Source organism: Actomonas spartinae (genome assembly GCF_051209155.1).
In the GTDB taxonomy this organism is placed as follows: Bacteria; Verrucomicrobiota; Verrucomicrobiia; order Opitutales; family Opitutaceae; genus Actomonas.
Genome location: NZ_JBPJGB010000002.1, coordinates 1,527,198 through 1,551,863, shown reverse-complemented (window position 1 = coordinate 1,551,863; position 24,666 = coordinate 1,527,198). Strand labels below are relative to the sequence as shown.

Sequence of the window (24,666 nt, the reverse complement as noted above, 5' to 3'; positions counted from 1 at the left end):
ACCTCTTACATCGAATGTCCCTCTCCCTCTCCCCCTCCGCCGACCAACTCCCGTCCAACGTGCCCGCGCCCGACGAACTCGAACAGGGTTCTTCGTTGTGGCAGGACGCCTGGCACCGTCTCGCTAAGAACAAGCTGGCCCTCGCCGGCGGCGGTCTCCTCGTCTTCCTCACCATCGCCTGCATCGTCGGTCCTTGGTTGAGCCCCTTCAGCTACGAAGAGACCAACCTCAACAACACCTTCGCGTCACCCAACGGCACCCACTGGCTCGGCACCGACCAACTCGGCCGCGACCTGCTGGTGCGCCTGCTGATCGGTGGTCGTATCTCGATCGGCGTCGGCCTCTGCGCCACCTTTGTCGCGCTCACCATTGGTGTGGTCTACGGTGCCGTCGCCGGCTTTTTTGGCGGCAAGACCGATACTGTCATGATGCGCATCGTCGACATCATGTATGCGCTGCCCTTCACCATTTTTGTCATCCTCCTGATGGTGTTCTTCGGTCGCAACATCCTGCTGCTCTTCGTCGCCATCGGCGCGGTCGAGTGGTTGACCATGGCCCGCATCGTGCGCGGGCAGATCATGTCCTTGAAGAAGATGGAGTTCATCGAAGCCGCCCGGTCATTGGGCCTCGGCAAGCGCCGGATCATCTTCCGCCACATGATCCCCAATGTGCTGGGCCCGATCATCGTCTACACGACGCTCACCATTCCCGCGGTCATGTTGCTCGAGGCCTTTCTCAGCTTCCTCGGCCTCGGCGTGCAGCCGCCGCTCAGCTCCTGGGGTTCCCTCATCAAGGACGGCGCGGAGAAGATGGAGGAATACCCGTGGCTGCTCCTCTTCCCCGGTGCCGTGTTCTCGCTCACCCTCTTTTCGCTGAACTTCCTCGGCGACGGTCTGCGCGACGCCCTCGACGTCCGCTCGTCGAAGGACTGAGTGCCACGCCGCGCATGATCAAGCGCTTCCGCCCCTTTTTCGGCTACCTCAAGCCGGTCAAAGGCACCCTGCTCGCGGCCCTGCTCTGTGGCCTGATCTACGGCGCAGCCAATGGCGCCGGCCTGCCACTGATGATGCAGTGGGTGTTCCCGAAGATCTTCGCGGAAGACGCCGCCACCCTCACCACTTGGCAACTCGCGCTCGTCGCCGCATGGCTGCCCATCGTGTTCCTAGTCCGCGGTCTCGCTGGCTACGGCAACGTCTACCTCGTGCAACTCGCCGGCGTGCGCGTGCTCGAGAAGATCCGGCTCGATTTTTTCGCCAAGTTGCAGCGCCTGCCCCTCTCGTTCCTGCAGCGCCAGTCCAGCGGCGACCTCATTTCGCGTGGCCTCGCGGACACCAACCAGCTGCAGGTCACTCTCACCTCTGCCGCCAACGAAATCATCCGCCAGCCGGCCACCCTGCTCGGCTCGATCGGTTTTCTCATCTGGGTGGCGTTCAACGAACGCGGCGTCGCCCTCGTTCTGGTCTGCCTCGCAGTGGTGCCACTCTGCGTCCTGCCGATCCGTTTCATCGGCAAGAAAATCGTCCGGCGCGCCCAAGAAGTGCAAAAGGAGCTCGGTTCCATCACCGGCCGCTTCAGTGAGAACCTCGCTGCCGCTCGCGAGGTGCGTGCCTTCGGTCTGGAGGAGCGAGAAACCGAACGCTTCAGCAGCATCAGCAACGCCCTCGTGCGTTTTCAGATGAAAGTGGTCAAATACCACCAGGCGCTGAACCCCGCGATCGAGATCATCTCCGCCATCGGTATCTCCATCACGCTCATCTACGCCTACCGCGTGCAGGTCCCGCTGGAGTCCTTCATTGCCCTGATCACCGCGTTGTATGTCAGCTACGAACCGATCAAGAAACTCGGCAACCTCAACAACGAGCTCAAGAAGGGGCAGGCTGCGCTTGAGCGACTTGAGGTCGTGTTGCATGAACCCGTCAGCATCACCGACCCAGCCGAGCCCTTGCCCTTTGATCGCGTCCGCGGCGACATCATCATGGACAAGGTCCGGTTCGCTTACCGCGAAGGCGAGACCGTCCTTAAAGATGTCACGGTCGAGATACCAGCCGGCACGGTCTGCGCCTTGGTGGGCCCGAGTGGCGCGGGCAAATCCACCTTCGCCAATCTCGTCCCTCGGTTCTACGAAACCGTCTCCGGTCACGTGAAAATCGACGGCACCGACGTGCGTGATGTATCCCTCGCCGACCTTCGCCGCCACATCGGTATCGTCTCTCAGGAGTCCGTTCTCTTCGACGATACGATCTACGCCAACCTCCTGCTCAGTCGCCCCGACGCCACTCGCCAGGAGGTTGAGGCTGCCGCTCGGGCCGCCTACGCGCATGACTTTATCCTGAAGTTGCCGAACGGATACGACACCATCGTCGGCGAACGCGGCGCCTCGCTCTCCGGTGGCCAGCGCCAACGTCTCGCTCTCGCCCGCGCCTTCCTGCGCGACGCGCCGATCCTCATCCTCGACGAAGCCACCAGCGCGCTGGACAGCGAAAGCGAGGCCTTCATCCAAAAGGCCCTGCGCGAGTTGGTGGTCGGCAAAACCGTGCTCATCATCGCCCATCGCTTCAGCACGATCCGCGATGCTTCGATGATCCTGGTGTTCGACCGCGGCCGCCTCGCCGCCCGGGGCTCCCACGACGAGCTCCTCACCACCAGCCCGCTCTACAAGACCCTCTACGAACGCCAGACAGCCTTGGGCGGCGAGTGAGGGCGGCCCGACCGATAAACCGCCAGGATTGGTGTTCATTCGTGTCCATTCGTGGTTAAACTTCCCACCGTGTCCAAAGACCGTGAACCCGCACGCTTCACCCGTCTCGCCGAGGAACTGATCGGCGACCTGCGCGGCGTGCCCTTCAACGAGCCGCGTCGACAGGTCAAACGCCAGACCAAGTCCGCCGGCGACGTCATCGAGAACCTGGTGCACAAATACCACCTCACCGACTCCTCGCCGGTGCAGGTCCTGCGCGAACGCTGGCCGGAACTCGTCACCCCCACCCTCGCGGCCTATTCGCACGTGGTGGAGATCAGCAACTCCGGCTGGCTGGTCGTCATGGTCTCCAACTCGGTCGCGAAACAGGAACTTTCCAACAATCGCCGTCGCTTCTTGCCCGCCATCAAGGCCGTCCCTGGTTGCGGCGCGATCAAGGGCATGACCTTTCGCGCCGGTTGAGACCGGGTCAGGTGCGTCGCGCCTGTTTTCCGCTCAGCAGCCAGCCGCGCACATCCTCCAGGGCCATGTAGAGGCAGGGCACGAGCACGAGAATGATCATCGTCGCGAAGACGATGCCGAAGCCCAACGAGATCGCCATCGGAATCAAATACTGCGCCTGCAGCGAGCGCTCCGAGATGATCGGAATCAAACCGCCCGCCGTCGTCATCGTGGTCAGCGCGATCGGACGGAAGCGCCGCAATCCGGCCTGCAGGATCGCATCGAACGCCGAGGCATCCTTGCGTCGTTGCCGGTTGGCGAAATCGATCATGATGAGCGAGTCGTTCACCACCACACCCGACAGCGCGATGATGCCCATGAGGCTGATGAGCGAAAGGTCGTAGCCGAGAATCATGTGCCCGATCACGGCGCCAATCGCACCGAACGGAATCGCCACCAGCACCACAAAGGGTTGCACGTAACTTCCGAACGCGATCGCGAGCAGGGCGTAGATCACAAACAAGGCCATGCCCAGCCCGGCATACAAGACCTGCGTCGACTCCCGCATGTCCGCCTGGGAGCCTTCGAAGCTCCAGGTCAGGCCCGGAAAATCCGCGCGCAATTGCGGGAGCACTTCGTTGTCGAAGGCGTCGATCACCTGGCCGATCGCGCGCTTCGGCTCGACATCCATCGATACGCCGACCACCCGCCGGCCGTCGCGCCGATTGATCGAGGTGAAGGCCTCGCCGTAGTCGAGTTCGACGACGTCGTAGAGCGGCACCTCCGCCCCCGAGGGGGTCATGATCACGAGGTCCTCCAGGTTGTGCAGGTCCTTGCGCTCCGTGAGCGGCAGCTTCACCCGCACCTCGACTTCATTGGTGCCGCGCATCTGGCGCGTGGCCAGCGCACCGTAAAATGCATCCCGAATCTGCTGGCCGACATCGTCGGAGGTGAGCCCGAGCGCGCGCCCTTCCGGACGCAGGCGAAAGTCGATCTGCTTCTTCCCCTTGTTGTAGTTGTCGCTCACGTCACGGGTGTTGGCGAACTGCTCCGCCCGCGCCACAAACGCGGCCGTTGCCTTCTCCAACACGTCGATGTCGTCGTGGCTCAGATCCACGTCGATGTCCTGGCGGTAGCCGCCCGGACCGCTCTCCGCTTCAAAGGTCATCTGGCTCACACCCGGGATGTCGCCGATTTCGTCGCGCCACAGTTTGATCACCTCGGCCGCGGTCATGTCGCGTTGATCCGGCGGGCGCATCACGATCTCCACGTCCACGAAGCTGCCGCCGCGCACGTTGGTTTTGATGCCTTCTGCCACCTTGTGCAGGTTGTGCTCTTCAAACATCCGCTGAGTCGACGCAGTCACATCATTCGCGACGCGCGCGGCCTGTTCTGGCGTCACGCCGACCGGCAGACGGATGCCCGCCTCGATCTCGTCGGCCGCGACCTCGGGCATGTTGATCATCCCCATGTGCGCGCTCGTGGCGTAACTGCCCACGATCACAAACAGGGCCAGCGCCGCGGTGAGCGTGACGTAGCGCGCGCGCAGGCACAGCTTGAGGAAGCGCTTGTATTTCGTGTTCACGAAGTGGCTGAAAGCCTGCGCGAATTTCTGCTGGGTCCCGTGCAACTTGCGCCCCACCCGGCCACCGCCGCCCTCACCCGTATGAGCCAAGTGGGCCGGCAAAATGAACAACGCCTCGAACAGGGAAACCAGCAGCACGATGATCACCACCGCCGCCAGCGGCCACCAGAACATGCCCGTTTCACCGGGCAGAAACAGCAACGGAATGAACGCCACCACGTTGGTCAAAATGCTGAAGATCACCGGCCCCGCGATGTCGCGCGCGCCCTTCACCGCGGCCTCCATGAAACTCATGCCCTGCTGCCGGTATTCGTAGACGTTTTCGCCCACCACGATCGCGTCGTCCACCACGATGCCGAGCACCACCAGGAAGGCGAACATCGAGATCATGTTGATGCTCACATCCACCACCGGCAGGAACATGATGCCGCCGACGAACGAGATCGTCATCCCCATCATCACCCAAAACGCCAGGCGCAGCTCCAGGAAGATCGCGAGAATCGCCAACACGATCACCATCGCGAGCACGCCGTTTTCGATGAGCAGTGACAGCCGCTGACGATAGTCCTCCGCCGCGTTGCTATCGATGCGCCATTCGACCCCCGGCGGCAGGCCGATCTCGAAGTCGGCCATGATTTCCTCCACCGCTTCGGCGATCTCGAGCGGCGACTGATCGCCGATCCGAAACACATTCACCTCCGCCGAGAGCGACTGGTTGAACTGGGAAGGAAAACTCCCCTCCTCAAAGCCGTCTGTGATGGTCGCAATGTCCCCCAAACGCACCCGCGCCCCGTCCGGCGCGGCGAGGATCTCGATCTGCGCGTATTCATCCGCCCATTGTTTGCGCTCCTTCATGCGCAGCAGAATCTCCCCGGTCGCGGTCTCGACCGCCCCCGCCGCAATGTCATCGCTCGACTCGCGGATGATCGCGGCCACCTGCCCGAGGGTGAGTTGGTATTCACGCAGCGTCGCCCGCGGGATCTCCACATGGGTCACGAAGTCCGGCGAACGGCCCAGCTCAACCTGAGTGATGCGCGGATCACTCAACATCTGGTCGCGCAGTCGCTCGGCCATGCGCCGCAGCGTCCACTGATCGCCGGCCCCGAACAGCACGATGTTGAGCACTTCGCGCTGCTGCGTGCGCAGGCTGACCTGCGGCTCGTTGATGTCATCGGGAAAGGTGCGGATGCGACTCACCGCCTGGTCCACATCCTGAAACGCCCGCATTCGATCCGTGCCTGTGACCAACTCGATCGTCACCGAACCCCCACCCTCACGCGCCACCGACGTGATCTCTTTGATGCCGTCGACCCCGCGCACCGTCTCCTCGATCGGCAACAAAATGCCTTGCTCCACTTCCGCCGGCGCAGCGCCCGGGTAGCCCACGCTCACCGTGACGACATCGAGCTGAAAGGACGGGAACACCTCCTTCTGAATATTGGCCGCGGTCCAAAGTCCGCCGACCAGCAGAATCACCACGAGCAAATTGGCGGCGACGGAATTGCGCGCCATCCAGCCGATGACACCGTCGCCCTTCAACTCCGTCCGCTTCGGCGGCGGTGCCTCGGCGCTCATTCGTCGCCTCCTTCGGTGCGCAAGGGCGCGCCTTCGACGATCGCGCTCAATCCCGTCGTCACCACGGCCGCGCCGTCGGCCAGTCCGTCGCGAATATAAACGTGCCGCGCATCGCTGAACACCACGTCGACCGCGGCGATGCGGAGCTCGCCGTCATCATTCACCCAAACGGTGTTGTTCTCGCGGAGATAACTTCGCTCCAATCGGACCACCCCCGCCAGCGGAGCTCCTTCGATTGTGACCTCCAACAAGGCGCCAATGATCAAGGGCGGCTGATCGTTGGCCGAGGCTTGGCGCGCCAACGGGTCCTCGACCACCACGTTCACGCGCGCCAAACGGGTGTTCTCGTCGAGCGCGCCGATGAGACGATCGACCCGTCCTTCGCGGGTCGCGCCCTCGGGCCAGGTCGCCCGACTCCGCAGGACCACCCGCGAACCGGCCGGGGCGGAACCCTCGCCGAACTGGATGCGCGACAATTTGTCGAGCGGCACCGTCGCGGTCACCCAATACGAATCGACGCTCACCAGTCGCCCCAATGACTGCCCCCTCGAAACCTGCGAGCCCACGCCGACATCGCGCGACAACACCATCGCGTCGAAGGGCGCCGACACCGTCGTGCGTTCGAGATCCAGCAGCGCCTGATCGAGGTCGGCCTGCGCCGCCTCCAGATCGGCCTTGGCCGCGTTGAGCTGGGGTTCGCGCAGCACCAGCGACGCGTTGTCCGTGCCGAGCTCGTCACCAAGCAACTCGTAGTCGATCTGCGCGACGCGTTGCCGCCCCATTTCCAATTCCAAATTTGCCTCGGCTTGATGCAAGGCGCTGCGGCGCTGCGCGACCACGTTGCGGAAGTCCGCCGGGTCGATCCGCAGCAGCGGCTCACCGGCTTTGACCAAGTTGCCCGGATCAAACGCCGGCATCCGCTCCAGGACCTCGCCACTCACGCGCGAGCTCAGGGCCACATCATCGCGTGCCCGCACCACACCCATCACCACGATCTGCGGCCGGTAGTCCCCGCGCTGGACCGTCACGGTTTCGACCAGCATGGCCGTGCGTTTGCTCATCGTGGAGCGCTGCGCGGCGGGTTCGGTGGAGTAGATCAAAGCCGAAACCCCCGCCGCGACGGCGGCGATGATCACGCAAAGGAGCAGGGTTCGTTTCCAATTCATCTCTTTAAAAAGGGATTCATGCCTCCGGACTCACCGCTTGGGCCAGTTGCGATCGATCCGGCGCGATGCCTCCGGCCAGCGCCCGATACACCCCTACCCGGTATTCCGCCAGGACTCGCCGCGCCTCCAGCACATCGCGTTGCAGTTGCTGCACTTGATTGAGCGCCGTCAGCGCATCGAGGAAGTCGGTCACGCCATTGAGGTATTCATTGAGCAATCGCTGATAGGACTGCTGGGCGAGGCGCGCCTGCGCCTCCAAACTCGCAATCCGCTCCGCCTGCCGCCGCTCGCGCACCAAGGCGTCCTCGGTTTCGCGCAAGGCTTCGAGCACGGTCTGACCATACTCCGCCAAGCGTCGTCGGGCGATTGCCTCGTTGCGTTCGACCTCGGCCTGCCGGTTCCCGGCGTCAAAGAGCGGCGCGACCACTTGCCCGGCCAGGTTACGAATCCAGTCGTCGAACAAAGCCGACGGTCGATCCGCCACCGTATCGAGCGACGCTCGCAGGGTGATGCGCGGATAACGTTCCGCGACGGCCGCGGCCAATTCCGCGTTCGCTGCGCGCAAGCGGGCCAGCGCCGCCTGCACATCGGGCCGCCGTTGCAGCAACTCCGCCGGCACCCCCGTGCGAGGCATCGCCGGCAGGGTCGGCAGGCTGGTCGCGATCGCGCCCGGGACTGGCGATGGCGGCTGGCCTTGCAGCACGGCGAGACGATGCTCGAGCACCGCCATCTCCAGTTCCACCAACGCCAACTGGCCGCGGTTGCGTTCCAACACCTGCTGCTGGCGGAGCACGTCCGCACTGCGCACCAAACCGCCACTGAATCGTGCGCGCTGCGACCGCAGCACTTTCTCGTTGGTGGCCAGCTGATCCTGCAACAGCTCTCGCTGCTGGCGGGCCTCGATCAATTGAAAATAGCTCACCGCCACCTCGGCCGAAAGCGATAACGCCGCCGCCTGCAGGTCGGTGTAGGCCGCCTCGGCGCGAAAATCGGCTGCCGCCGCCGCGGCGCCGACGCGCCGCCAAAGGTCCACTTCGTAAGCTGCCGCCAGACCGGCTCCGTATTCGCGCTCCGAGACACCCGCCTCGCGGCGATCGCTCCCCCCCGCGCTCGCCTCCAACTCCGGCCAGCGGGACGCGCCGGTCCGCCGCGCCACGGCCTCCGCCTCCTGCAAGGACTGCCAGACTGCCTCCAAGCTCAGATTCGCCGCCAGAGCGCGGTCGATCCGCTGTGTCAGCTCGGCGTCGCCCCACGCCGTCCACCACCGTTCCGGCGGTTCGACGGTTCCGCCCTGTTCGCCAAACTGGACCGGCACGTCGACTGCCGGCGTCTCGGTCACCGGGGTCGCGCATCCCCCCCACCACGCACACATCGCCGCGACCGCCGCCGCGAGTTCCCACGCCCGCCGACGCATTTTGCGCCCAACGGGGTGCTGCGGCTCGTCCGCTGAACTGGGGCTAACCTCGAACACCGCCCTCACCGAAGTCCGCTCGACCGGGATATCAAACGCCCCGGGCCGATTACCCCGGACGCGACCCTAGGGTGGCTGAGGTCTTGACCCCTTGAGCGACCCCGTGGATTTAGACCCGCTCAGGCGGCCAAATTTGCCGAAAAATTGCGCTTGCACGCGGTCGCCCCGTTTTTGAATGTCGCCCCTTGCGTTAGTGAAACTCCGCCGGTTGCGGGGTTCCACCATGACTGGTCTCGCCTCCCGCGGGATTGGAACGGTGGGTTCGGCTGATGGCACAGTAAGCGCTGTGTCGGATGCGGGGTCCACGGGGCTGCGAAGCCCCCTACAGTTATGCAACCTTACTAATAACCAATGTCTACCGTCGCTAAGCCCGAAATCATCGAACAGTTCAAGACCCACGATAAGGACACCGGCTCGTCCGAAGTCCAGATCGCCATCCTGAGCGCCCGGATCAATCACCTGACCGAGCACCTGCGCATCCACCGCAAGGACTTCCACTCCCGCCGCGGCCTCCTGCAAATGGCCTCCCGTCGTCGTAAGCTCCTCGACTACGTCAAGCGCCACGACCTCGAGAAATACCGCGAGCTCCTCCAGAAGCTCAACCTGCGCAAGTAATCCCCCTTTCCACGGGCGGCTCCCTTACCGGGGCCGCCCGTTGTTCTTTTTCCGCCTTTCCGCCCCTCGCGCTTCTCCTATCGGGACATTTCCGCCTGCCGCCGGCACCTCGCCGGGCGCCACTCGGAAATCTCTCGAACCAGATTTGAGAGTCACGAGAGCGGTTACCGCTCCTTTTTCAAACCCCTTTCCGGGACTCGATCCCTGCTCGCCGCCCGATGTGGCCACGAGCGTGAGCGAGTGGCACGATTGCCACCTCCGGTCCCTTTGGAACCCCTCCGCTGCGTGTGGCGGTGGCGTTCCCCTGTCCGCCACACGCCACATCCGATTAGAGATAATGAATAACAAGCAAACCGTCGAAGTCCCGGGTATGGGTCTTCAGTTCACCACCGGCGACATGGCCAAATTTGCCAACGGCGCCGTCACCGTCACCCAGGGCGAGACCAAGGTCTTCGTTTCGGCCACCGCCGCCACCACCATGCGCCCCGGCCAGGACTTCTTCCCCCTGACCGTCGACTACCGCGAGAAATACTCCGCCGCCGGCCGTTTCCCGGGTGGCTTCTTCAAGCGCGAAGGCCGTCCGTCCGAGAAGGAAATCCTCACTTCCCGCCTCTGCGACCGTCCCTGCCGTCCGCTCTTCCCCGAGGGCTTCCTCAATGAGGTCCAGCTCATCGGTCTCCTCCTCTCGGCCGACCAGGTCAACGAGTCCGACATCCTCATGCTCAACGGCTGCTCGGCCGCCCTCGCCATCTCCGACATTCCGTGGAATGGCCCCGTCGGCGCCGTGCGCGTCGCCGAAATCGACGGCGAGTTCGTCGCCAACCCGAATCACGAGCAGATGAGCATGTCGACGCTCGACCTCATCTACGTCGGCACCAAGACCGAGATGCTCATGATCGAAGGCTCCGCCGACCAAATCCCCGAGGCCCGCTTCATCGAGGCGCTCGAGTTCGGCCAGCAGTCCATCCAGCCGATCATCGCCTCCATCGAAGAACTCCGTGAAAAGGCCGGCAAGGCCAAGAAGGAGTTCGACCTCGTCAAGGCTTCCGACGCCGCCCGCGCCATCATTGAGCGCGTCGCCGGTGACCGCGTGGGTCCCGCCATCTTCGGCTTCGAGAAGCAACAGCGCGCCGCCAACGTCCAGGGCATCAAGGACGAAGCCCGCGAGGCCCTCACCGCCGAGCTCGGCGAAGACGGCTTCACCGATGCCGACATCGCCATCGTGTTCGAGGAGCTCCAATACAAGGCCTACCGCAAGTCCGTCCTCAAGGAGAACATCCGCGCCGACAAGCGCGGCCCCAAGGACCTGCGCCAGATCGATTGCGAAGTCGGCGTCCTCCCCCGCGTGCACGGTTCCGCCCTCTTCCAGCGTGGCGATACCCAGGGCCTGGTGCTCACCACCCTCGGCCCGACGAAGGAAGCCCAGTCCATGGACGGCCTCACCGGCGGCGCGACCTCCAAGTCCTTCATCCTGCACTACAACATGCCTCCCTTCACCGTCGGTGAAGCCGGCCGTTTCGGTGGCCAGAGCCGCCGCGAAATCGGCCACGGCGCCCTCGCCGAGCGTTCGCTCGTCCCGGTGCTGCCCTCCGAGGAAGTGTTCCCCTACTCCATCCGCGTCGTTTCCGAGCTGATGGCCTCCAACGGTTCTACCTCCATGGCCTCCATCTGCGGCGGCTGCCTGTCCCTCATGGACGCCGGTGTGCCGATCATCGCGCCGGTGGCCGGTATCTCCTGCGGTCTCATCACCGAGAACGAAGAGAAGCCGCTCGAGGGTAAGTGGGAAACCATCACCGACATCCTCGGTGAGGAAGACCACTTCGGCGACATGGACTTCAAGCTCGCCGGCACCACCGAGGGCATCACCGGCTTCCAGCTGGACCTCAAGATCAAGGGCCTCCCCTTCGAGATCGCCAAGCAGGCCATCTTCCAGGCCCGCGACGCCCGCATCGAGATCCTCAAGAAGATGCTCGAGTCCATCCCGGCCCCGCGCAAGGAGCTCAGCACCTACGCCCCCCGCATCCAGACCGTGCAGATCGATCCCGAGAAGATCGGCCTCCTCATCGGCCCGGGCGGCAAGACCATCCGTCGCATCGTCGAGACCTCCGGCGCCCAGATCGACATCTCCGATGACGATTCCGGCAAGGTGTTCATCTACTCCAACAACGCGGATTCCATGAACCGCGCGATCTCGGAAATCGACGCCCTCTGCGGCGGCGGCTCCCAGATCGAGGAAGGCAAGATCTACACCGGCCGCGTCACCGGCACCAAGGAGTTCGGCGCCTTCGTCGAATGCCTGCCGGGCAAGGAAGGCCTCTGCCACATCTCCGAGCTGGCCGACTTCCGCGTGCGCCGCACCGAGGACGTCTGCAAGGTCGGCGATTCGATCACGGTCAAGTGCATCGGCATCGACGAGCGTTCCAAGAAGGTTCGCCTCTCCCGCAAGGCCGCCCTCGCCGAGCTCGAAGCGCAGAAGGAAGAGGCCGCTCCCGCCGAGGACGCCGCTCCCGAAGCTGACGCTCCCGCCGCCGAAGAGCCCAAGAGCGAGTAAGCTCAGCGACGCCTTCAACGCGTCATCCTTTCCAGCCCGCGTCCCTCCACGGACGCGGGCTTTTTATTGGCGGATTTCGCCATCCACCGGTGACCGCAACAACAAACGCGCAGCCTTCCGCAAAGAACTGCTGAGTTCCGGCATTGAGCTGAGCCCGCGAATCCCCTTTCGTTGCGACACGACATGACCTCCGTGTCTGCCAACCCCTATGCGTTTCTTGCGCTGTTCCTCGCGGTCGCCCTCGCGTTTCCGCTGATCATGCTGGGCGTCGCCCAACTCTGGGTCCGCACCTTCCAGGCGCCGAAACCCGGTCCGCTGAAGAACGCCACCTACGAATGCGGTCTTCCCGCCACCGGCGCCCGCATCCAGTTCAAGGCGCACTATTACCTCTACGCGATTTTCTTCCTCCTTTTCGACGTAGAGGTCCTTTTTCTCCTCCCCTTCGCCGTCGCTTTTACCGGTCTGCCGACCGGTGCCTTGGTGACGATGTTTGTTTTCCTGCTGCTCCTCGCCGAAGGCCTCGTCTGGGCTTGGAGCCGTGGCCACCTCGACTGGAAATAACCCCATGAGCGAGACCCCACCCCGTTCCACGCCGACGCCGGCCGCTCCCGAACCTTTCCCGGCGGCCGGCAACATCTCGGATGAGGAACGAGAGGAACTGCGCCGCCATGGCATTCTGCTGACGAGCTTGGAGGAACTATACGCTTGGGGGCGCTCCAACTCCATTTGGCCACTCCAGTTCGGGCTCGCTTGCTGCGCGATCGAGATGATCGCCACCGCCACCGCCCGCTTCGACATCGCCCGCTTCGGCGCCGAGATTTTCCGTCCCTCGCCCCGCCAGGCCGATCTCATGATCGTGTCCGGCACCGTCACCAAGAAGATGGCCCCGCAGGTCGTGCGCCTCTTCAACCAGATGCCGGAGCCCAAATACTGCATCGCCATGGGCGCCTGTGCCATCTCCGGCGGCCCCTTCAAGCAGGGCTACAACGTGCTCAAGGGCATCGACCGCTACATCCCGGTCGACATCTACATCCCCGGCTGCCCACCCCGCCCCGAAGCCTTGCTCAACGGGCTCATGAGGCTGCAGGAGAAGATCAAAGCCGAACGTCTCGCCGGCCCCAAGACTGCCCGCCACCTCAAGGCCGATTCGCCCAGCGAGTATCCGATTCCCGACTACGCCGAACACGACCTCAACCCGCCGAAGAACCCGCAGGTCTGGACCCAAAAACCCCTCCCCCGCGACCAGTAGTCCATCTTTCTCTTTCCTCTTTATCTTTCTCTTTCTCCCCGCCGACCGGACCTCGCCCTCCTCCTCGCTCACCCCATGTCCTCCCCCCCCCAAATCCTCGAACGCCTCCGCGCCGCCTTCCCGGCCGCGACGCTCGAGTTGGTGGAGAACCCCAGTCCGGCCGATCAACCCGCCATCCGGCTCGACTCGGCCTACGCCCGAGCCATCGCGACTTGGCTGCGCGATGATCCCGACCTTCGCCTCGATTACTGCTCCAATGTCACCGGCGTCGACTGGCTGGATCGCGAGATCACCGAAACCGCGAAAAAGACCGTCACGGCCGAAGACGGCACCACCAGCGAAGTCGAAGAGAAAACCACCCGCACCGAGCCGGGTTACCTCGAGGTCGTCTACCACCTCTACTCCATGGCCCGCAAATCGAGCGAGCCCGTCATCCTGCGTCTGCGCACCGGCAATCGCACCGACGACACCACCGTGCCTTCCCTCACTCCCGTCTGGCGCTCCTGTGAGTTCCAGGAACGTGAGGTCTTCGACCTCTACGGCGTGACCTTCACCGATCACCCCGACCTGCGCCGCATCCTCATGTGGGACGAGTTCAAGGACCACCCGATGCGCAAGGACTACGTGGAACCCGACGACTACGAATACGAGCCCACCCCGCACGACCAGGTGCTGGAACGCGCCAAGCAACATTACCCGGAGGCCGAGGCATGAAAGACCTGCCCGAGGTTCCGCCCTTCGGTATTCCCGGCAGCCCTTTCGGCAGCCCGACCGTCCGCGGCGTGCACGACGATTTCCACGGCGATCTGCTCGAGGTGTCGATGGGCCCGCAACACCCGTCCACCCACGGCGTGTTCCGCATGAACGTCACGCTCGACGGTGAGACCATCGTCAAGCTCCAGCCCGTCTTCGGCTACCTGCACCGCAACCACGAGAAACTCGGCGAGAACACCGGCTACCTCCAGTCGATGCCCTACACCGACCGGCTCGATTACCTCTGCGCGATGACCAACAACTGGGCCTACGCCCTGTCGGTTGAAAAACTCGCCGGCATCGAGGTTCCCGAGCGCGCCGAATACCTGCGCGTCATCATGGCTGAACTCACCCGCCTGGTGAACCACCTCTGCCTGGTCGGCTTCCTGTTCAACGATCTCGGCACCTCGTTCACGCCTTTGCTCTACGCCTTTCGCGAGCGCGAAAAGATCCTCGATCTCTTCGAGGCCCTCAGCGGCTCGCGCATGATGGTCAATTACCAGCGCTTCGGCGGCTGCCGGGTCGACCCCACGCCGGAGTGGCTCGACGCCGTGCGCAAGATCGTCGAGGGCATGCCGCGCTTCCTCGACGAATACGAGGACATGCTCACCGGCAACGAGATCATGATCGCGCGCACCCAGGGCGTGGGCGTGCTCAAACCCGATCTCGCCATCAACGCCGGTCTCACCGGCCCCATTCTCCGCGCCACCGGCGTCGACTACGACATCCGCAAGGTCGACCACTACGGCATCTACGACCGCTTCGATTTCCGCGTCCCGCTCGGTGATCACGGCGACACCTACGACCGCTACATGATGCGCATCCTTGAGATGCGCGAGACGATCAAGATCCTCCAGCAAGCGCTGCGCGATTTGCCAGCCGGCGACGCCATCAACCCCAAGGCCAAGTCCCGCGGCCTGCGTCCAAAAGCTGGCGAAGCCTACGGCCGCATCGAAGGTCCCAAGGGCGAAATCGGTTTCTACCTCATCAGCGACGGCACCACCAATCCCTACCGTTACCGCGTGCGTCCGCCGTCTTTCGTCAACCTCACCGTCTTGGAAGACATGTGCCTCGGCCACACCATCGCCGACGCCGTCGTCATCCTCGGCTCCATCGACATCGTCCTCGGCGAGGTCGACCGCTAGCGCTTTCGCGCGATCTCAAATTTCAAATCTCAAATCTGAAATCCCTTCAGCCCATGCTCGGCTCTGGCATCCTCAAAGGCCTCGCGGTCACCGCGAAGAACTTCTTCGGCACTTACACGCAGCCCGAAGAGCGGATGACCACGGTCTCCTACCCCGAGGAAAAAGCACCGATCGGCGAGCACTACCGCAGCTTCCCGTTCCTGGTCTGCGACGATCCGGAAACCCCCTTCGACACGATGCGCTGCGTGTCTTGCCACATCTGCGAGAAGGAGTGTCCGCCGCAGTGCATCTACATCGTCAAGAGCACCGAGAAAAAGCCCGACCACGTCGGCAAACTCCAGTTCTACCCGGTCGTCTTCGACATTGATACCTCCGTCTGCATGAGCTGCGGCATCTGCGCCGAGCTCTGTCCCTTCGAGTCCATCAAGATGGACAAGGACTTTGAGATCGCGACGGACAACCGCTTCGACGCGCTGATGCTGCACCGCGACCAGCTCCTCAAACCCAACAGCTACTACCAAAAGATCCGCCCCACCGACGCCGCCGCTTCCGACGCCAATCTTAACAAACAAAAAGAAGTCGCCGCCCAACGCGCCAAAGCCGCTGCCGCCAAGGAAGCGGCCGCCGCCAAGGCCGCCGCGGCCAAAAAAGCCTCAACTGCCGAAGCGCCCAGCGCCGAAGCCGATAAGCCGTCCTCGTCCGAATGACCCCGGCGGCCTCCGGCGCTTACCTTGAGCGGATCCCGCTGGAGCTGCGCGACGCGTTGGTCGCGTGGTTCCCCGCACCGCTGCAGTGGCTCGTGCACCACCTCATCACGATCGTCGCGATCCTCGCCGTGTTCGGCCTGTTCTTCGCGATGCTCACGATCGTCGAGCGCAAGTTTCTCGCCCGCATCCAGAACCGCCGCGGCCCCAATCGCGCCGGCCTACCGTGGGCGCCGAAATTCAAACTCTGGGGCCTCACCCAACCCTTCGCCGATGCCGTCAAAGCCCTGACCAAAGAGGACGTCGTCCCCGCCGCGGCCGACAAGTTCCTCCACTTTCTCGCGCCGGTTGTCGTGTGCAGTTTCGCCCTGATGACTTTTGCGGTCATCCCCTTCGGTCAGAACCTCATCGCCGTCGAACTCGACGCCGCCGTGCTCTACTTCTTCGCCGCCGGCGGCGCGACCGAACTCGCCATCTTCATGGCCGGCTGGGCGAGCCAGAATAAATACTCGCTGCTCGCCGCCATGCGCGCCCTCGCCCAGCTCATCAGCTATGAGCTACCGCTGCTCCTAGCCGTCGTGCCGGTCGTGCTGCTCTCCGGCTCGCTCTCGACCATGGCCATCGTCGAGGCCCAAGGCGGCTACAGCTTCGGCTTCATCCCGCAGTGGAACATCCTCACCCCGTGGGGCCTGGCCGCGTTCGTGGTCTTCTACATCGCCACCCTGGCCGAGACCAACCGCTCGCCGTTTGACCTGCCCGAAGCCGAGAGTGAACTCATCGCCGGCCATCTCACGGAGTATTCGGGTTTTAAATACGCACTGTTCTTCATGGCCGAATACTTCGGCATGACCGCCCTCTGCGGCCTCGGCGTCACGCTCTTCCTCGGCGGCTGGCAGGCCCCGCTGCCCTTCCTGACCATCGTGCCGTCCTACGCTTGGTTCGGCATCAAGCTCTTCCTCATGGTGCTGTCGCTCATCTGGATTCGCGGCACCCTGCTCCGCCTCCGCATCGATCAGCTCACCCGCCTTTCCTGGAAGCTGCTCGTGCCGCTTTCCTTGGTGAACCTGCTCAACGCCGCCGTCTGGTCGCTCACCGCCGACGTCGCCCTCGGCGGCCAACTCATCCGCTGGCCGCTGTCGCTCGCGGTCGTGGTCGCCACCTTCGTCGTGCTCGGCCGCAACCTCGGCTCCGGCCTCGGCCCCCGCACCTACCGTTACGCGTCATGATCGCCCTCGTCATCATCGCCGGTTGCATCGTCGGTTCAGTGGCCCTCGCGCTGTCCCGCCGCAACCTCGTGCATGCGGCGCTCCTGCTGGTGCTGACCTGGGCCAGCATCGGCGGATTTTATCTGTGGGCCGGCGCGGAGTTCCTCGCCTTCGCCCAACTGCTGACCTACGCCGGCGCCATCTCCATGGTCGTGCTCTTCGCGGTGCTGCTCACCCGCCCGCAACCGGACACGACCGAGATCCCACCCGAATCCCGCAAACGCGCCGGCCTGGCCGTGCTCGCCGCCGGTGCGGTCGGCGCGGTGCTCTTCAAGGCGATCAGCGCCTCGCAGTTCGCAACGCCGCCTTCGGAGTCGGCGCCCACCGTCACCGTGCGTCAGCTCGGTGAAGTGCTCATGCGCGAACATGCCGCCGCCCTGCTCATCGTCGGCCTGATCCTCACCATCGCCCTGATCGGTGCGACCACCGTCGCGGCCGCGCGGAAACCCGAATCGGAAACGGAGGACGCCGCATGACGCCGCTCGCCGCCTGCCTCCTGCTCTCCACGGTATTGTTCTGCGCCGGACTCGCCGCCGCGCTCGCCCGCAGCAACACGATCCTCGTGCTGCTCGGCGTCGAGCTGATGCTCAACGCGGCCAACCTGAACTTCATCGCCTTCTGGCGATTTGGCCCGAATCCCGAAGCCGCCACCGGCATCGTCTTCGTGCTCTTCTCCATCGCCGTCGCCGCCGCCGAAGCCGCCGTCGGCCTCGCCCTCATCATCGCGATCTACCGCCACCGGCAGACCATCAAACTCCAAGAGGTGAACAGCCTCAAAGGCTGAAGCTTTGGGACCACAGATTTCACAGATGAGCACAGATTTTCAGCACCAACCAACGCTTACGACTCCCACAGGGTCTCTGTGCTTCTCTGTGCCCTCTGTGGTTAAAAACCCATGACCCTCCCGGTTTCATTTCTCTGGCTCATTCCGGCGCTGCCCTTGCTGGCGGCGGGTATCACCGCCGTGCTTCCGCCCACTGCGCGAAGGCTGGGGTCGAGTTTGGCGATCGGGTCTTTGGGCATCTCGTTCTTATTGTCGGTCGCTGCGCTGCTCACCGCCCTGCAGGATCCGGCTGCGCACCTCGTGAGCAACTTCGTGTGGTTCGACCTCGGCGAAGGCTCGCTGCGGCTGGGTTGGCTGCTGGATCCGCTCACCGCGTTCATGGCGGTGATGGTCACCTTTGTCGGCACCCTCATTTTCATCTTCGCCAGCGGCTACATGGCGGAGGATGCGCGCTTCAAACAGTTCTTCTGTTTCCTCAGCCTCTTCGCCGCCGCGATGCTCGGGCTCATCGTCGCCAACAGCCTGCTGTTGCTCTTCATTTGCTGGGAAGTGGTCGGCCTCGCGTCCTACTTGCTCATCGGCTTCTGGTTCCACAAACCCGAGGCCGCCGCCGCCGCCAAGAAGGCCTTCATCACCACCCGCATCGGCGACCTCGGTTTCCTCCTCGGTCTCGTCTGGCTCTACGACCAAGGCGGCTCGCTGCTCCTCTTCGACGGCGGGGCCGGGGTGCTGGAGACGGATACGCTCAGCCAACTCTCCGGCACGCTCGTCTGCGGCGGACTCGCTGCTTCGACTGCCATCGGCCTGCTGATCTTCTGCGGCGCGATTGGCAAATCCGGCCAGTTCCCGCTGCACGTCTGGTTGCCCGACGCCATGGAAGGTCCGACGCCCGTCTCGGCGCTCATTCACGCCGCGACCATGGTGGCGGCCGGCGTGTTCCTCATTGCTCGCATCTTCCCGCTCATGGCGGCCGACCAAGGCCTCGCCGCGGTGCCGGTGCACGCCCTCACCGTGGTGGCTTACATCGGCGCCATCACCGCCCTGCTCGGCGCCTGCATCGCCGTCGCGCAGAACGACCTCAAGCGCGTCCTCGCCTTCTCCACCGTCTCCCAGCTCGGCTACATGATGCTGGCCCTGGGGGTCGGTGCGTGGGAAGTCGCTATCTTCCACTTGCTGACCCACGCCTTCTTCAAAGCCCTGCTCTTCCTCGGCGCCGGTTCGGTCATCCATGGCATGCACCACGAGCAGGACATGCGCTTCATGGGCGGACTTGCGGCGAAGATGAAGACGACCTTCCGCACCTTTGCCATTGGCATGATGGCGCTGGCCGGCGTGCCCTTCCTCTTCTCCGGTTTCTGGAGCAAGGAGGCCATCCTGCACGCCGCGCACGGTTGGGACGTCTCCCACCTGCCCCTCGCCTTCGGTCTGATCGGCGTGGTGCTCACCGCGTTCTACATGACCCGGCTCATGGCCGAAACGTTCGGCGGACACGGCCGCTCCTCGCACGCGGAGCACGCCCACGAATCACCGGCCTCCATGACCTGGCCGCTCGTCATCCTCGCCCTCTTTGCCATCGGACTCGGCTTCATCGGCACTCCGGCGTGGCCTTGGTTGCAAAGCATGCTGCTCGGCGAAGCGGAGGTGCACGGCCATTCGATCTTTGCGGGCGCAGGTCTGATGGTGCTTTCCATCGCGCTGGTCGCGCTCGGCATCGGGCTGGGTTGGTGGGTCTACGGTCGCAATCCGCGGCGTTACGCTCAGGACGCGGATCCGCTCCAACACCGCGCGCCGGGTGTGTTCGGCGCCCTCGCCGCACGACTCGGCTTTGACGAACTTTACGCTGCGACGGTCTTCAAGCTGAACGACGCTGTCGCCGGCTTCGCCGACTTTGCCGACCGCTGGGTGTGGGGCGGCGTCATCCGCGCCTTGGCCGCCCTCGGGCGTTGGGTGGGACTCACAAATCTTGAGTCAGACGAAGAGCTCATCAACCGCGGCGTGGACGGTGCCAGCAAATCGCTACGCGAAGGCGGCAGATCCTACTCGCGCGTGCAAACCGGCGACGCGCACGGTTACCTGCTCACCGTGGCGCTGTCCTTTGCCGTGTTGGCCGCGCTGCTACTCGTGGGAGGTCTGCAATGAACGGGCTACCCTTACTCTCCCTGCTCATCTTTGTGCCGTGGGCGTTTGCTCTCTTGCTCGCTCTCGCGCCTAAGCTTGGCCGAGGCTTTGCGCTCGCCGGCAGCCTCAGCACCACGGTGTTGGGCCTGCTCGCGTTGACCCGCTTCGACGCGAACGCGGGGCTGCAGTTCGTCGAGCGTCACGCTTGGATCGAGTCGCTCAACATCACCTACCATCTGGGTCTCGACGGAATGAGTCTGCTGATGGTGCTGCTCACCGGCATCCTCGGCCCGCTTTCGCTCGTCGCTTCGTGGAATGAGTCGCGAAATCCGGCCGCCTTCGGCGCGCTGTTTCTCATCCTGCAGGGCGCCGCGCTCGGCGTCTTCGTCGCGCTCGACTTTTTCCCGTGGTTCATCTGCTGGGAACTGAGTCTAATGCCGACCTACTTTCTCATCCGTCTTTGGGGCGGTCAGGGCGCGATCGCCGCCGCGTATCAGTTTGTCATCTACACCATTGGTGGCAGCGCGTTCATGCTCGCGGGCTTCGCGGCGCTCTATGCCTCTGTCGGCACGCTGGACTTCGTTGACCTCGCGATCCTCCGCAACGACGGTGCGCTCGACGCGACGCTCGGGTCCACGCTCGGCACCGTGGTCTTCGTCGGCGTGCTGCTCGGCCTCGCCGTCAAGGTGCCTCTTTTCCCCTTCCACACGTGGCTGCCGGCAACTTACGCCGAGGCGCCGACCGGGGCCTCCATGTTCCTCACGGGCATCATGTCCAAGATGGGCGTCTACGGATTCCTGCGCATCCTCTGGCCGCTCTTTCCCGCGCAACTGCAGGCTTGGGCCACGCCCCTGCTCTGGCTGGCGCTCGCCGGCGTTGTCCTTGGCGCCTTCGCCGCGCTCGCGCAACGCGACCTCAAGCGCATCATCGCGTATTCCTCGATCAATCACCTCAGCTATTGCCTGCTGGCGCTGTTCGCCGTGGCGAGCGCGCCCGGTGCCAATCCCGCCGCCGCCACCGCCGCGCTCAACGGCACGCTGTTGCAGATGTTCAACCACGGCCTTTCCGCCGCCGCGCTGTTTGCCTGTATCGGTTTCATGGAGACGCGCAATGCTGGCCGTCGCGGCCTGCACGACTTCGGCGGGCTGCGCACCGCCATGCCGGTCTTCAGCGGCCTTTGCGGCATCGGCCTCTTCTCTTCGCTCGGTCTGCCGGGTCTCAACGGCTTCGTCGGTGAGTTCCTCATCTTCCGCGGCGTGTTCGGTTTCGCGCCGGTGGTGACCGCCCTCGCCACCCTCGGTTTGCTCGCCACCGCGCTCTTCCTGCTGACCTTGTGGCAACGGGTCTTTCACGGGCCGGTCAAAAACGACGTCGCGGCCTTCGCGCCACTGAACGACGCCGAACAGCTCACGCTCTATCCGCTGGTAGGACTGATGTTCCTCTTCGGCATCCTGCCGCAACTGCTCATCGGTCTGGTCAATCCTCTCGTGACCTCCTGGGTCGCCACCCTGCCATGAACGCGCTGCCCTACGCCATCTACCTGTCGTTTGCCGGCGCGCTCGCCTGCCTCTTTGTGGGCGGCCGTTCCGCCGCCGCCGCGCGGATCATCGCCCTGGTCACGGCGCTCCTCGCCTGGGGCTGCACCCTCGCCGCGGCGTGCGGTTTCACGCCCACCGAGGAAATGACGGACCTCGTCAAGGTCGCGTGGATTCCGCAGCTCGGCATTCACTACCACCTCGCTGCCGACGGCATCAGCCTCGCGCTGGTCGTGCTCACCGGCTTGGCCGCCACCGCCGGCATTCTGTTCTCCTGGAACATCGAGGAGCGCGCCGGCGAATTCTTCGCGCTTTACCTCGCGCTGATCGGCGGTGTTTACGGCGTCTTCCTCAGCGCCGACGCCTTCTTGTTCTTCGTCTTCTACGAGATCGCGATCGTGCCCAAATATTTCCTCATCGCGAACTGGGGTTCGACCAACCGTGAATACGGCGCGATGAAGCTGGTGCTCTACTCCTTCGCCAGCAGCGCGATGGTGCTCGCCGGTCTGATCTGGATCGCGGGCGTGGGCGGCGCGACCAACTTCTCGCTGCCGGAGCTCGCCTACGCGGCCTCAACCCTCGGTTGGGCCTCCCAACTCATCGTCTTCGGCCTGCTCTTCTTCGGCTTCGCCACCCTCGCCGGTATTTTCCCGCTTCATACCTGGGCGCCCACCGGCCACGTCGCCGCCCCGACCGGCGCTTCCATGTTGCTGGCCGGCGTCGTCATGAAACTCGGCGCCTACGGCTGCCTGCGCGTGGCGCTGCCCTTGCTCCCGCAAGCCTTTGAAGCCTGGCAGCCGATCATCGCCGGACTCGCGCTGATCGGCATTCTCTACGCCGGACTCGTCGCGCTCGTTCAGACTGACTTCAAGTTCGTCATCGCCTACTCGAGCGTGAGTCACATGGGCTTCGTTATTCTCGGCCTCGCGGCCGCGAACGAGCGCGCGCTGAGCGGCGCCGTGCTGCAGATGTTCTCCCATGGCGTGATCGCCGGACTGCTCTTCGCCGTCGTCGGCCGTATGGTCTACGAACGCACGCACACCCGCAAACTCGCCGCCTTGCAGGCGATGCCACTCTTCCGCCTGATGCCCTTCGCCGCCGGCACCTTCGTCGTCGCCGGACTCGCCTCGATGGGCATGCCGGGTTTCTCGGGTTTCCCGGCGGAGCTCACCATCCTCATCGGCACGTGGTCGGTATCGCCCGTCTGGACCTTCCTCGCCGCCGCCGGCGTGCTGGTGGCCGCCGCCTTCACCTTGCGAGTGATGCAACTCTCCTTCTTCGGCGCGCGCAGCACGCCCACCGTCACTCCGCCTGACTACGCTCCGCTCACGTGGCCGGAGAAGCTCGGTGCTGCGTTGCTCCTGTTCACCACCCTGCTGCTCGGCCTGCGGCCCGACCTCCTGCTGAACTGGATCGAACCGGCGCTGCGTTCGCCACTCATGTCGGCGGTCATGAAAGGACTCGGCTCATGATCGCGACGCTCGCTTATTCCGAACTGTTGCAGGCGATGCTGCCGGAGCTGATGCTCACGCTCGGCGCGTTGGTGGTGATCGGCGTCGACGTCACCCTGGGCAAACGCCACTCGGAAGCCGTTCGCCTCAACACCGCCGCGACGCTCGGCCTCGTCTGGTTGGTCGCCGCCGCATTCTGGGTGCTGGAGATCGGCAACCCCGGTTCGATGTTCGGAGAAGTGTTTCGCCTCGACGCGCTCGGCGGACTCTCCCGCTTGGGTATCCTCAGCCTCTCGCTGCTGACAGTCGGCCTCGCCTCGTCGACGGCACGAGTCCGCAACCCCGTCGAATTCATCGTGCTCGTGCTGCTCGCCACCGCCGGGCTCACGCTCATGGCCGTTGCACAACAACTGCTCGTGGTGTTTCTGGCGATCGAACTCGCCAGCCTCTCGCTCTACCTGCTCACCGGTTTCGACAAGCGCAACCCGGCCTCGGCCGAGGCGGCGTTGAAATACTTCCTCTTCGGGGGCATGGCCGCGGCCTTCCTGCTCTTCGGTTTCAGCCTGATCTATGGCGTCACCGGCTCGATCGAACTGCCCGACATCGCGATCGCGATCGGCAGCATGGACAGTCGCCAGCCGCTGCTGCTCGTGGCCTTGGTCATGATCGTGGTGGCCTTCGGCTACAAGACCGCGGCCGCGCCGTTTCACCTCTGGGCGCCAGATGTTTATCAGGGAGCCCCTGCGCCGGCGGCGGCCTTGATCGCCTCCGCCTCGAAGTTGGCCGGCGTCACGGTCTTTGCCCGCCTGCTTTGGCCCGGACTGAGTGCGGCTTCCGGCGGCCCCGGTGCGGAGGTCCCACTGGCCGGATGGTTGCCGGTGGTCGGCATATTGGCCGCGGCCTCGATCATCGTGGGCAATCTCGCGGCCCTTGCACAAAGCTCCTTCCGCCGGCTGCTGGCCTACTCCGCCATCGCGCACGCCGGCATCATGATCCTTGGCGTGATGGTGGCTGGCGACGCCGGCTACGGTCCGTTGGTGTATTACGCACTCACCTACGGCCTTGCGACGGTCGGCGCGTTCGGGGTCATCGGCATCCTCGAGAAAGCAGGCGTCGGCGATCGCATCACGGACCTCGCCGGTCTGCGCCACCGTTCACCGCTGCTGGCGGGCACCCTGTTCATGTGCCTGCTATCCCTCGCGGGGGTGCCGCCGCTGGCCGGATTTTTCGGCAAGTTTGGCGTCTTTGCGGCCGCCATTCGATCCGGCGGCATCGGCGGCCCGACTGGGGGCCTCGCCTTGCTGGGCATCGCGGCGAGTGCGGTGGGGCTCTACTATTACCTGGTTGTGCTGAAAGAGGCCTTGGTGCGCCCGGCCGCACCAGGCTCCTCGAACCGGATCACGCTCAGCGGCAGTGCCGCCCTGTTCTTGTTGATCGTGAATCTGGGGCTGTTGCTCCTCGGCTTGGCGCCGTCGCTGATTCTTTCCCGCCTCTGACGCGCAGGGGGCGCGCAAAACCTGCGCACTTCGCCCCAGCCTCGATTTCGCCTCACCCCGGTTT

Annotated in this window: 20 protein-coding genes; 17 read left to right on the top strand and 3 right to left on the bottom strand. The window is 64.5% G+C overall.

Features of this window, described 5'->3' with window-relative positions:
* Positions 1-14: 14 nt before the first annotated feature.
* The 3 genes from AC0MRV_RS14045 to AC0MRV_RS14035 all read left to right on the top strand — a co-directional run bounded on the left by AC0MRV_RS14045 (position 15) and on the right by AC0MRV_RS14035 (position 3,160).
* Positions 15-932, top strand: a complete 918-nt coding sequence (locus tag AC0MRV_RS14045) for an ABC transporter permease (RefSeq protein WP_472765118.1) — start codon at positions 15-17, stop codon at positions 930-932.
* A 14-nt stretch (positions 933-946) separates the two neighbouring features.
* The gene (locus AC0MRV_RS14040) at positions 947-2,698 is read left to right on the top strand and encodes an ABC transporter ATP-binding protein (protein ID WP_472765117.1); all 1,752 of its coding nucleotides are present in this window, start codon (positions 947-949) and stop codon (positions 2,696-2,698) included.
* Positions 2,699-2,767: 69 nt separating this feature from the next.
* Positions 2,768-3,160 carry a DciA family protein gene (locus AC0MRV_RS14035; RefSeq protein WP_472765116.1) on the top strand — a complete coding sequence of 131 codons (393 nt, stop codon included), beginning with the start codon at positions 2,768-2,770 and terminating at the stop codon, positions 3,158-3,160.
* Positions 3,161-3,167: 7 nt separating this feature from the next.
* Here the strand turns inward: AC0MRV_RS14035 and AC0MRV_RS14030 are convergent, their stop codons facing one another.
* Genes AC0MRV_RS14030 through AC0MRV_RS14020 form a run of 3 tightly spaced genes read right to left on the bottom strand, consistent with a single transcriptional unit; the run spans position 3,168 to position 8,879 of the window.
* Positions 3,168-6,299 (bottom strand): efflux RND transporter permease subunit, encoded by a 3,132-nt coding sequence (locus AC0MRV_RS14030; RefSeq protein WP_472765115.1) that lies wholly within the window; start codon positions 6,297-6,299, stop codon positions 3,168-3,170.
* Positions 6,296-7,465 carry an efflux RND transporter periplasmic adaptor subunit gene (locus AC0MRV_RS14025; RefSeq protein ID WP_472765114.1) on the bottom strand — a complete coding sequence of 390 codons (1,170 nt, stop codon included), beginning with the start codon at positions 7,463-7,465 and terminating at the stop codon, positions 6,296-6,298. Before AC0MRV_RS14025 ends, AC0MRV_RS14030 begins: the two co-directional genes overlap by 4 nt.
* 16 nt (positions 7,466-7,481) lie before the next feature.
* Positions 7,482-8,879: an efflux transporter outer membrane subunit gene (locus tag AC0MRV_RS14020; protein WP_472765113.1), complete on the bottom strand. Its 1,398-nt coding sequence runs from the start codon at positions 8,877-8,879 to the stop codon at positions 7,482-7,484.
* Positions 8,880-9,287: 408 nt separating this feature from the next.
* On the opposite strand from AC0MRV_RS14020, the gene rpsO reads away from it, so the two are divergent.
* The 14 genes from rpsO to AC0MRV_RS13950 all read left to right on the top strand — a co-directional run bounded on the left by rpsO (position 9,288) and on the right by AC0MRV_RS13950 (position 24,602).
* A complete protein-coding gene (rpsO, locus tag AC0MRV_RS14015) occupies positions 9,288-9,551 on the top strand; it encodes a 30S ribosomal protein S15 (protein ID WP_472765112.1) in 264 nt (87 codons plus the stop codon).
* A 337-nt stretch (positions 9,552-9,888) separates the two neighbouring features.
* The gene (gene pnp / locus AC0MRV_RS14010) at positions 9,889-12,102 is read left to right on the top strand and encodes a polyribonucleotide nucleotidyltransferase (RefSeq protein WP_472765111.1); all 2,214 of its coding nucleotides are present in this window, start codon (positions 9,889-9,891) and stop codon (positions 12,100-12,102) included.
* 183 nt (positions 12,103-12,285) lie between these two features.
* On the top strand, positions 12,286-12,663 hold the full coding sequence (locus AC0MRV_RS14005; RefSeq protein ID WP_472765110.1) for an NADH-quinone oxidoreductase subunit A: 378 nt from the start codon (positions 12,286-12,288) through the stop codon (positions 12,661-12,663).
* Positions 12,664-12,667: 4 nt separating this feature from the next.
* A complete protein-coding gene (locus tag AC0MRV_RS14000) occupies positions 12,668-13,351 on the top strand; it encodes an NADH-quinone oxidoreductase subunit B (protein ID WP_472765109.1) in 684 nt (227 codons plus the stop codon).
* A 75-nt stretch (positions 13,352-13,426) separates the two neighbouring features.
* Positions 13,427-14,065 carry an NADH-quinone oxidoreductase subunit C gene (locus AC0MRV_RS13995; RefSeq protein WP_472765108.1) on the top strand — a complete coding sequence of 213 codons (639 nt, stop codon included), beginning with the start codon at positions 13,427-13,429 and terminating at the stop codon, positions 14,063-14,065.
* Positions 14,062-15,249, top strand: a complete 1,188-nt coding sequence (locus AC0MRV_RS13990; protein ID WP_472765107.1) for an NADH-quinone oxidoreductase subunit D — start codon at positions 14,062-14,064, stop codon at positions 15,247-15,249. The genes AC0MRV_RS13995 and AC0MRV_RS13990 overlap by 4 nt, the downstream gene beginning before the upstream one ends.
* A 53-nt stretch (positions 15,250-15,302) precedes the next feature.
* Positions 15,303-15,956: a 4Fe-4S binding protein gene (locus tag AC0MRV_RS13985; protein WP_472765106.1), complete on the top strand. Its 654-nt coding sequence runs from the start codon at positions 15,303-15,305 to the stop codon at positions 15,954-15,956.
* Complete coding sequence (locus AC0MRV_RS13980) at positions 15,953-17,179, top strand: complex I subunit 1/NuoH family protein (protein ID WP_472765105.1); 1,227 nt, start codon at positions 15,953-15,955, stop codon at positions 17,177-17,179. The genes AC0MRV_RS13985 and AC0MRV_RS13980 overlap by 4 nt, the downstream gene beginning before the upstream one ends.
* On the top strand, positions 17,176-17,694 hold the full coding sequence (locus AC0MRV_RS13975; protein ID WP_472765104.1) for an NADH-quinone oxidoreductase subunit J family protein: 519 nt from the start codon (positions 17,176-17,178) through the stop codon (positions 17,692-17,694). Before AC0MRV_RS13980 ends, AC0MRV_RS13975 begins: the two co-directional genes overlap by 4 nt.
* Entirely contained in the window at positions 17,691-18,002 is a 312-nt protein-coding gene (gene nuoK / locus AC0MRV_RS13970) for an NADH-quinone oxidoreductase subunit NuoK (RefSeq protein ID WP_472765103.1), read from the top strand. Before AC0MRV_RS13975 ends, nuoK begins: the two co-directional genes overlap by 4 nt.
* Before the next feature lie 111 nt (positions 18,003-18,113).
* The gene (gene nuoL, locus AC0MRV_RS13965; RefSeq protein ID WP_472765102.1) at positions 18,114-20,141 is read left to right on the top strand and encodes an NADH-quinone oxidoreductase subunit L; all 2,028 of its coding nucleotides are present in this window, start codon (positions 18,114-18,116) and stop codon (positions 20,139-20,141) included.
* A complete protein-coding gene (locus AC0MRV_RS13960; RefSeq protein WP_472765101.1) occupies positions 20,138-21,637 on the top strand; it encodes a complex I subunit 4 family protein in 1,500 nt (499 codons plus the stop codon). Before nuoL ends, AC0MRV_RS13960 begins: the two co-directional genes overlap by 4 nt.
* Positions 21,634-23,127 carry a complex I subunit 4 family protein gene (locus AC0MRV_RS13955; protein ID WP_472765100.1) on the top strand — a complete coding sequence of 498 codons (1,494 nt, stop codon included), beginning with the start codon at positions 21,634-21,636 and terminating at the stop codon, positions 23,125-23,127. Before AC0MRV_RS13960 ends, AC0MRV_RS13955 begins: the two co-directional genes overlap by 4 nt.
* Positions 23,124-24,602, top strand: a complete 1,479-nt coding sequence (locus tag AC0MRV_RS13950; RefSeq protein WP_472765099.1) for an NADH-quinone oxidoreductase subunit N — start codon at positions 23,124-23,126, stop codon at positions 24,600-24,602. The genes AC0MRV_RS13955 and AC0MRV_RS13950 overlap by 4 nt, the downstream gene beginning before the upstream one ends.
* Positions 24,603-24,666: the final 64 nt, after the last annotated feature.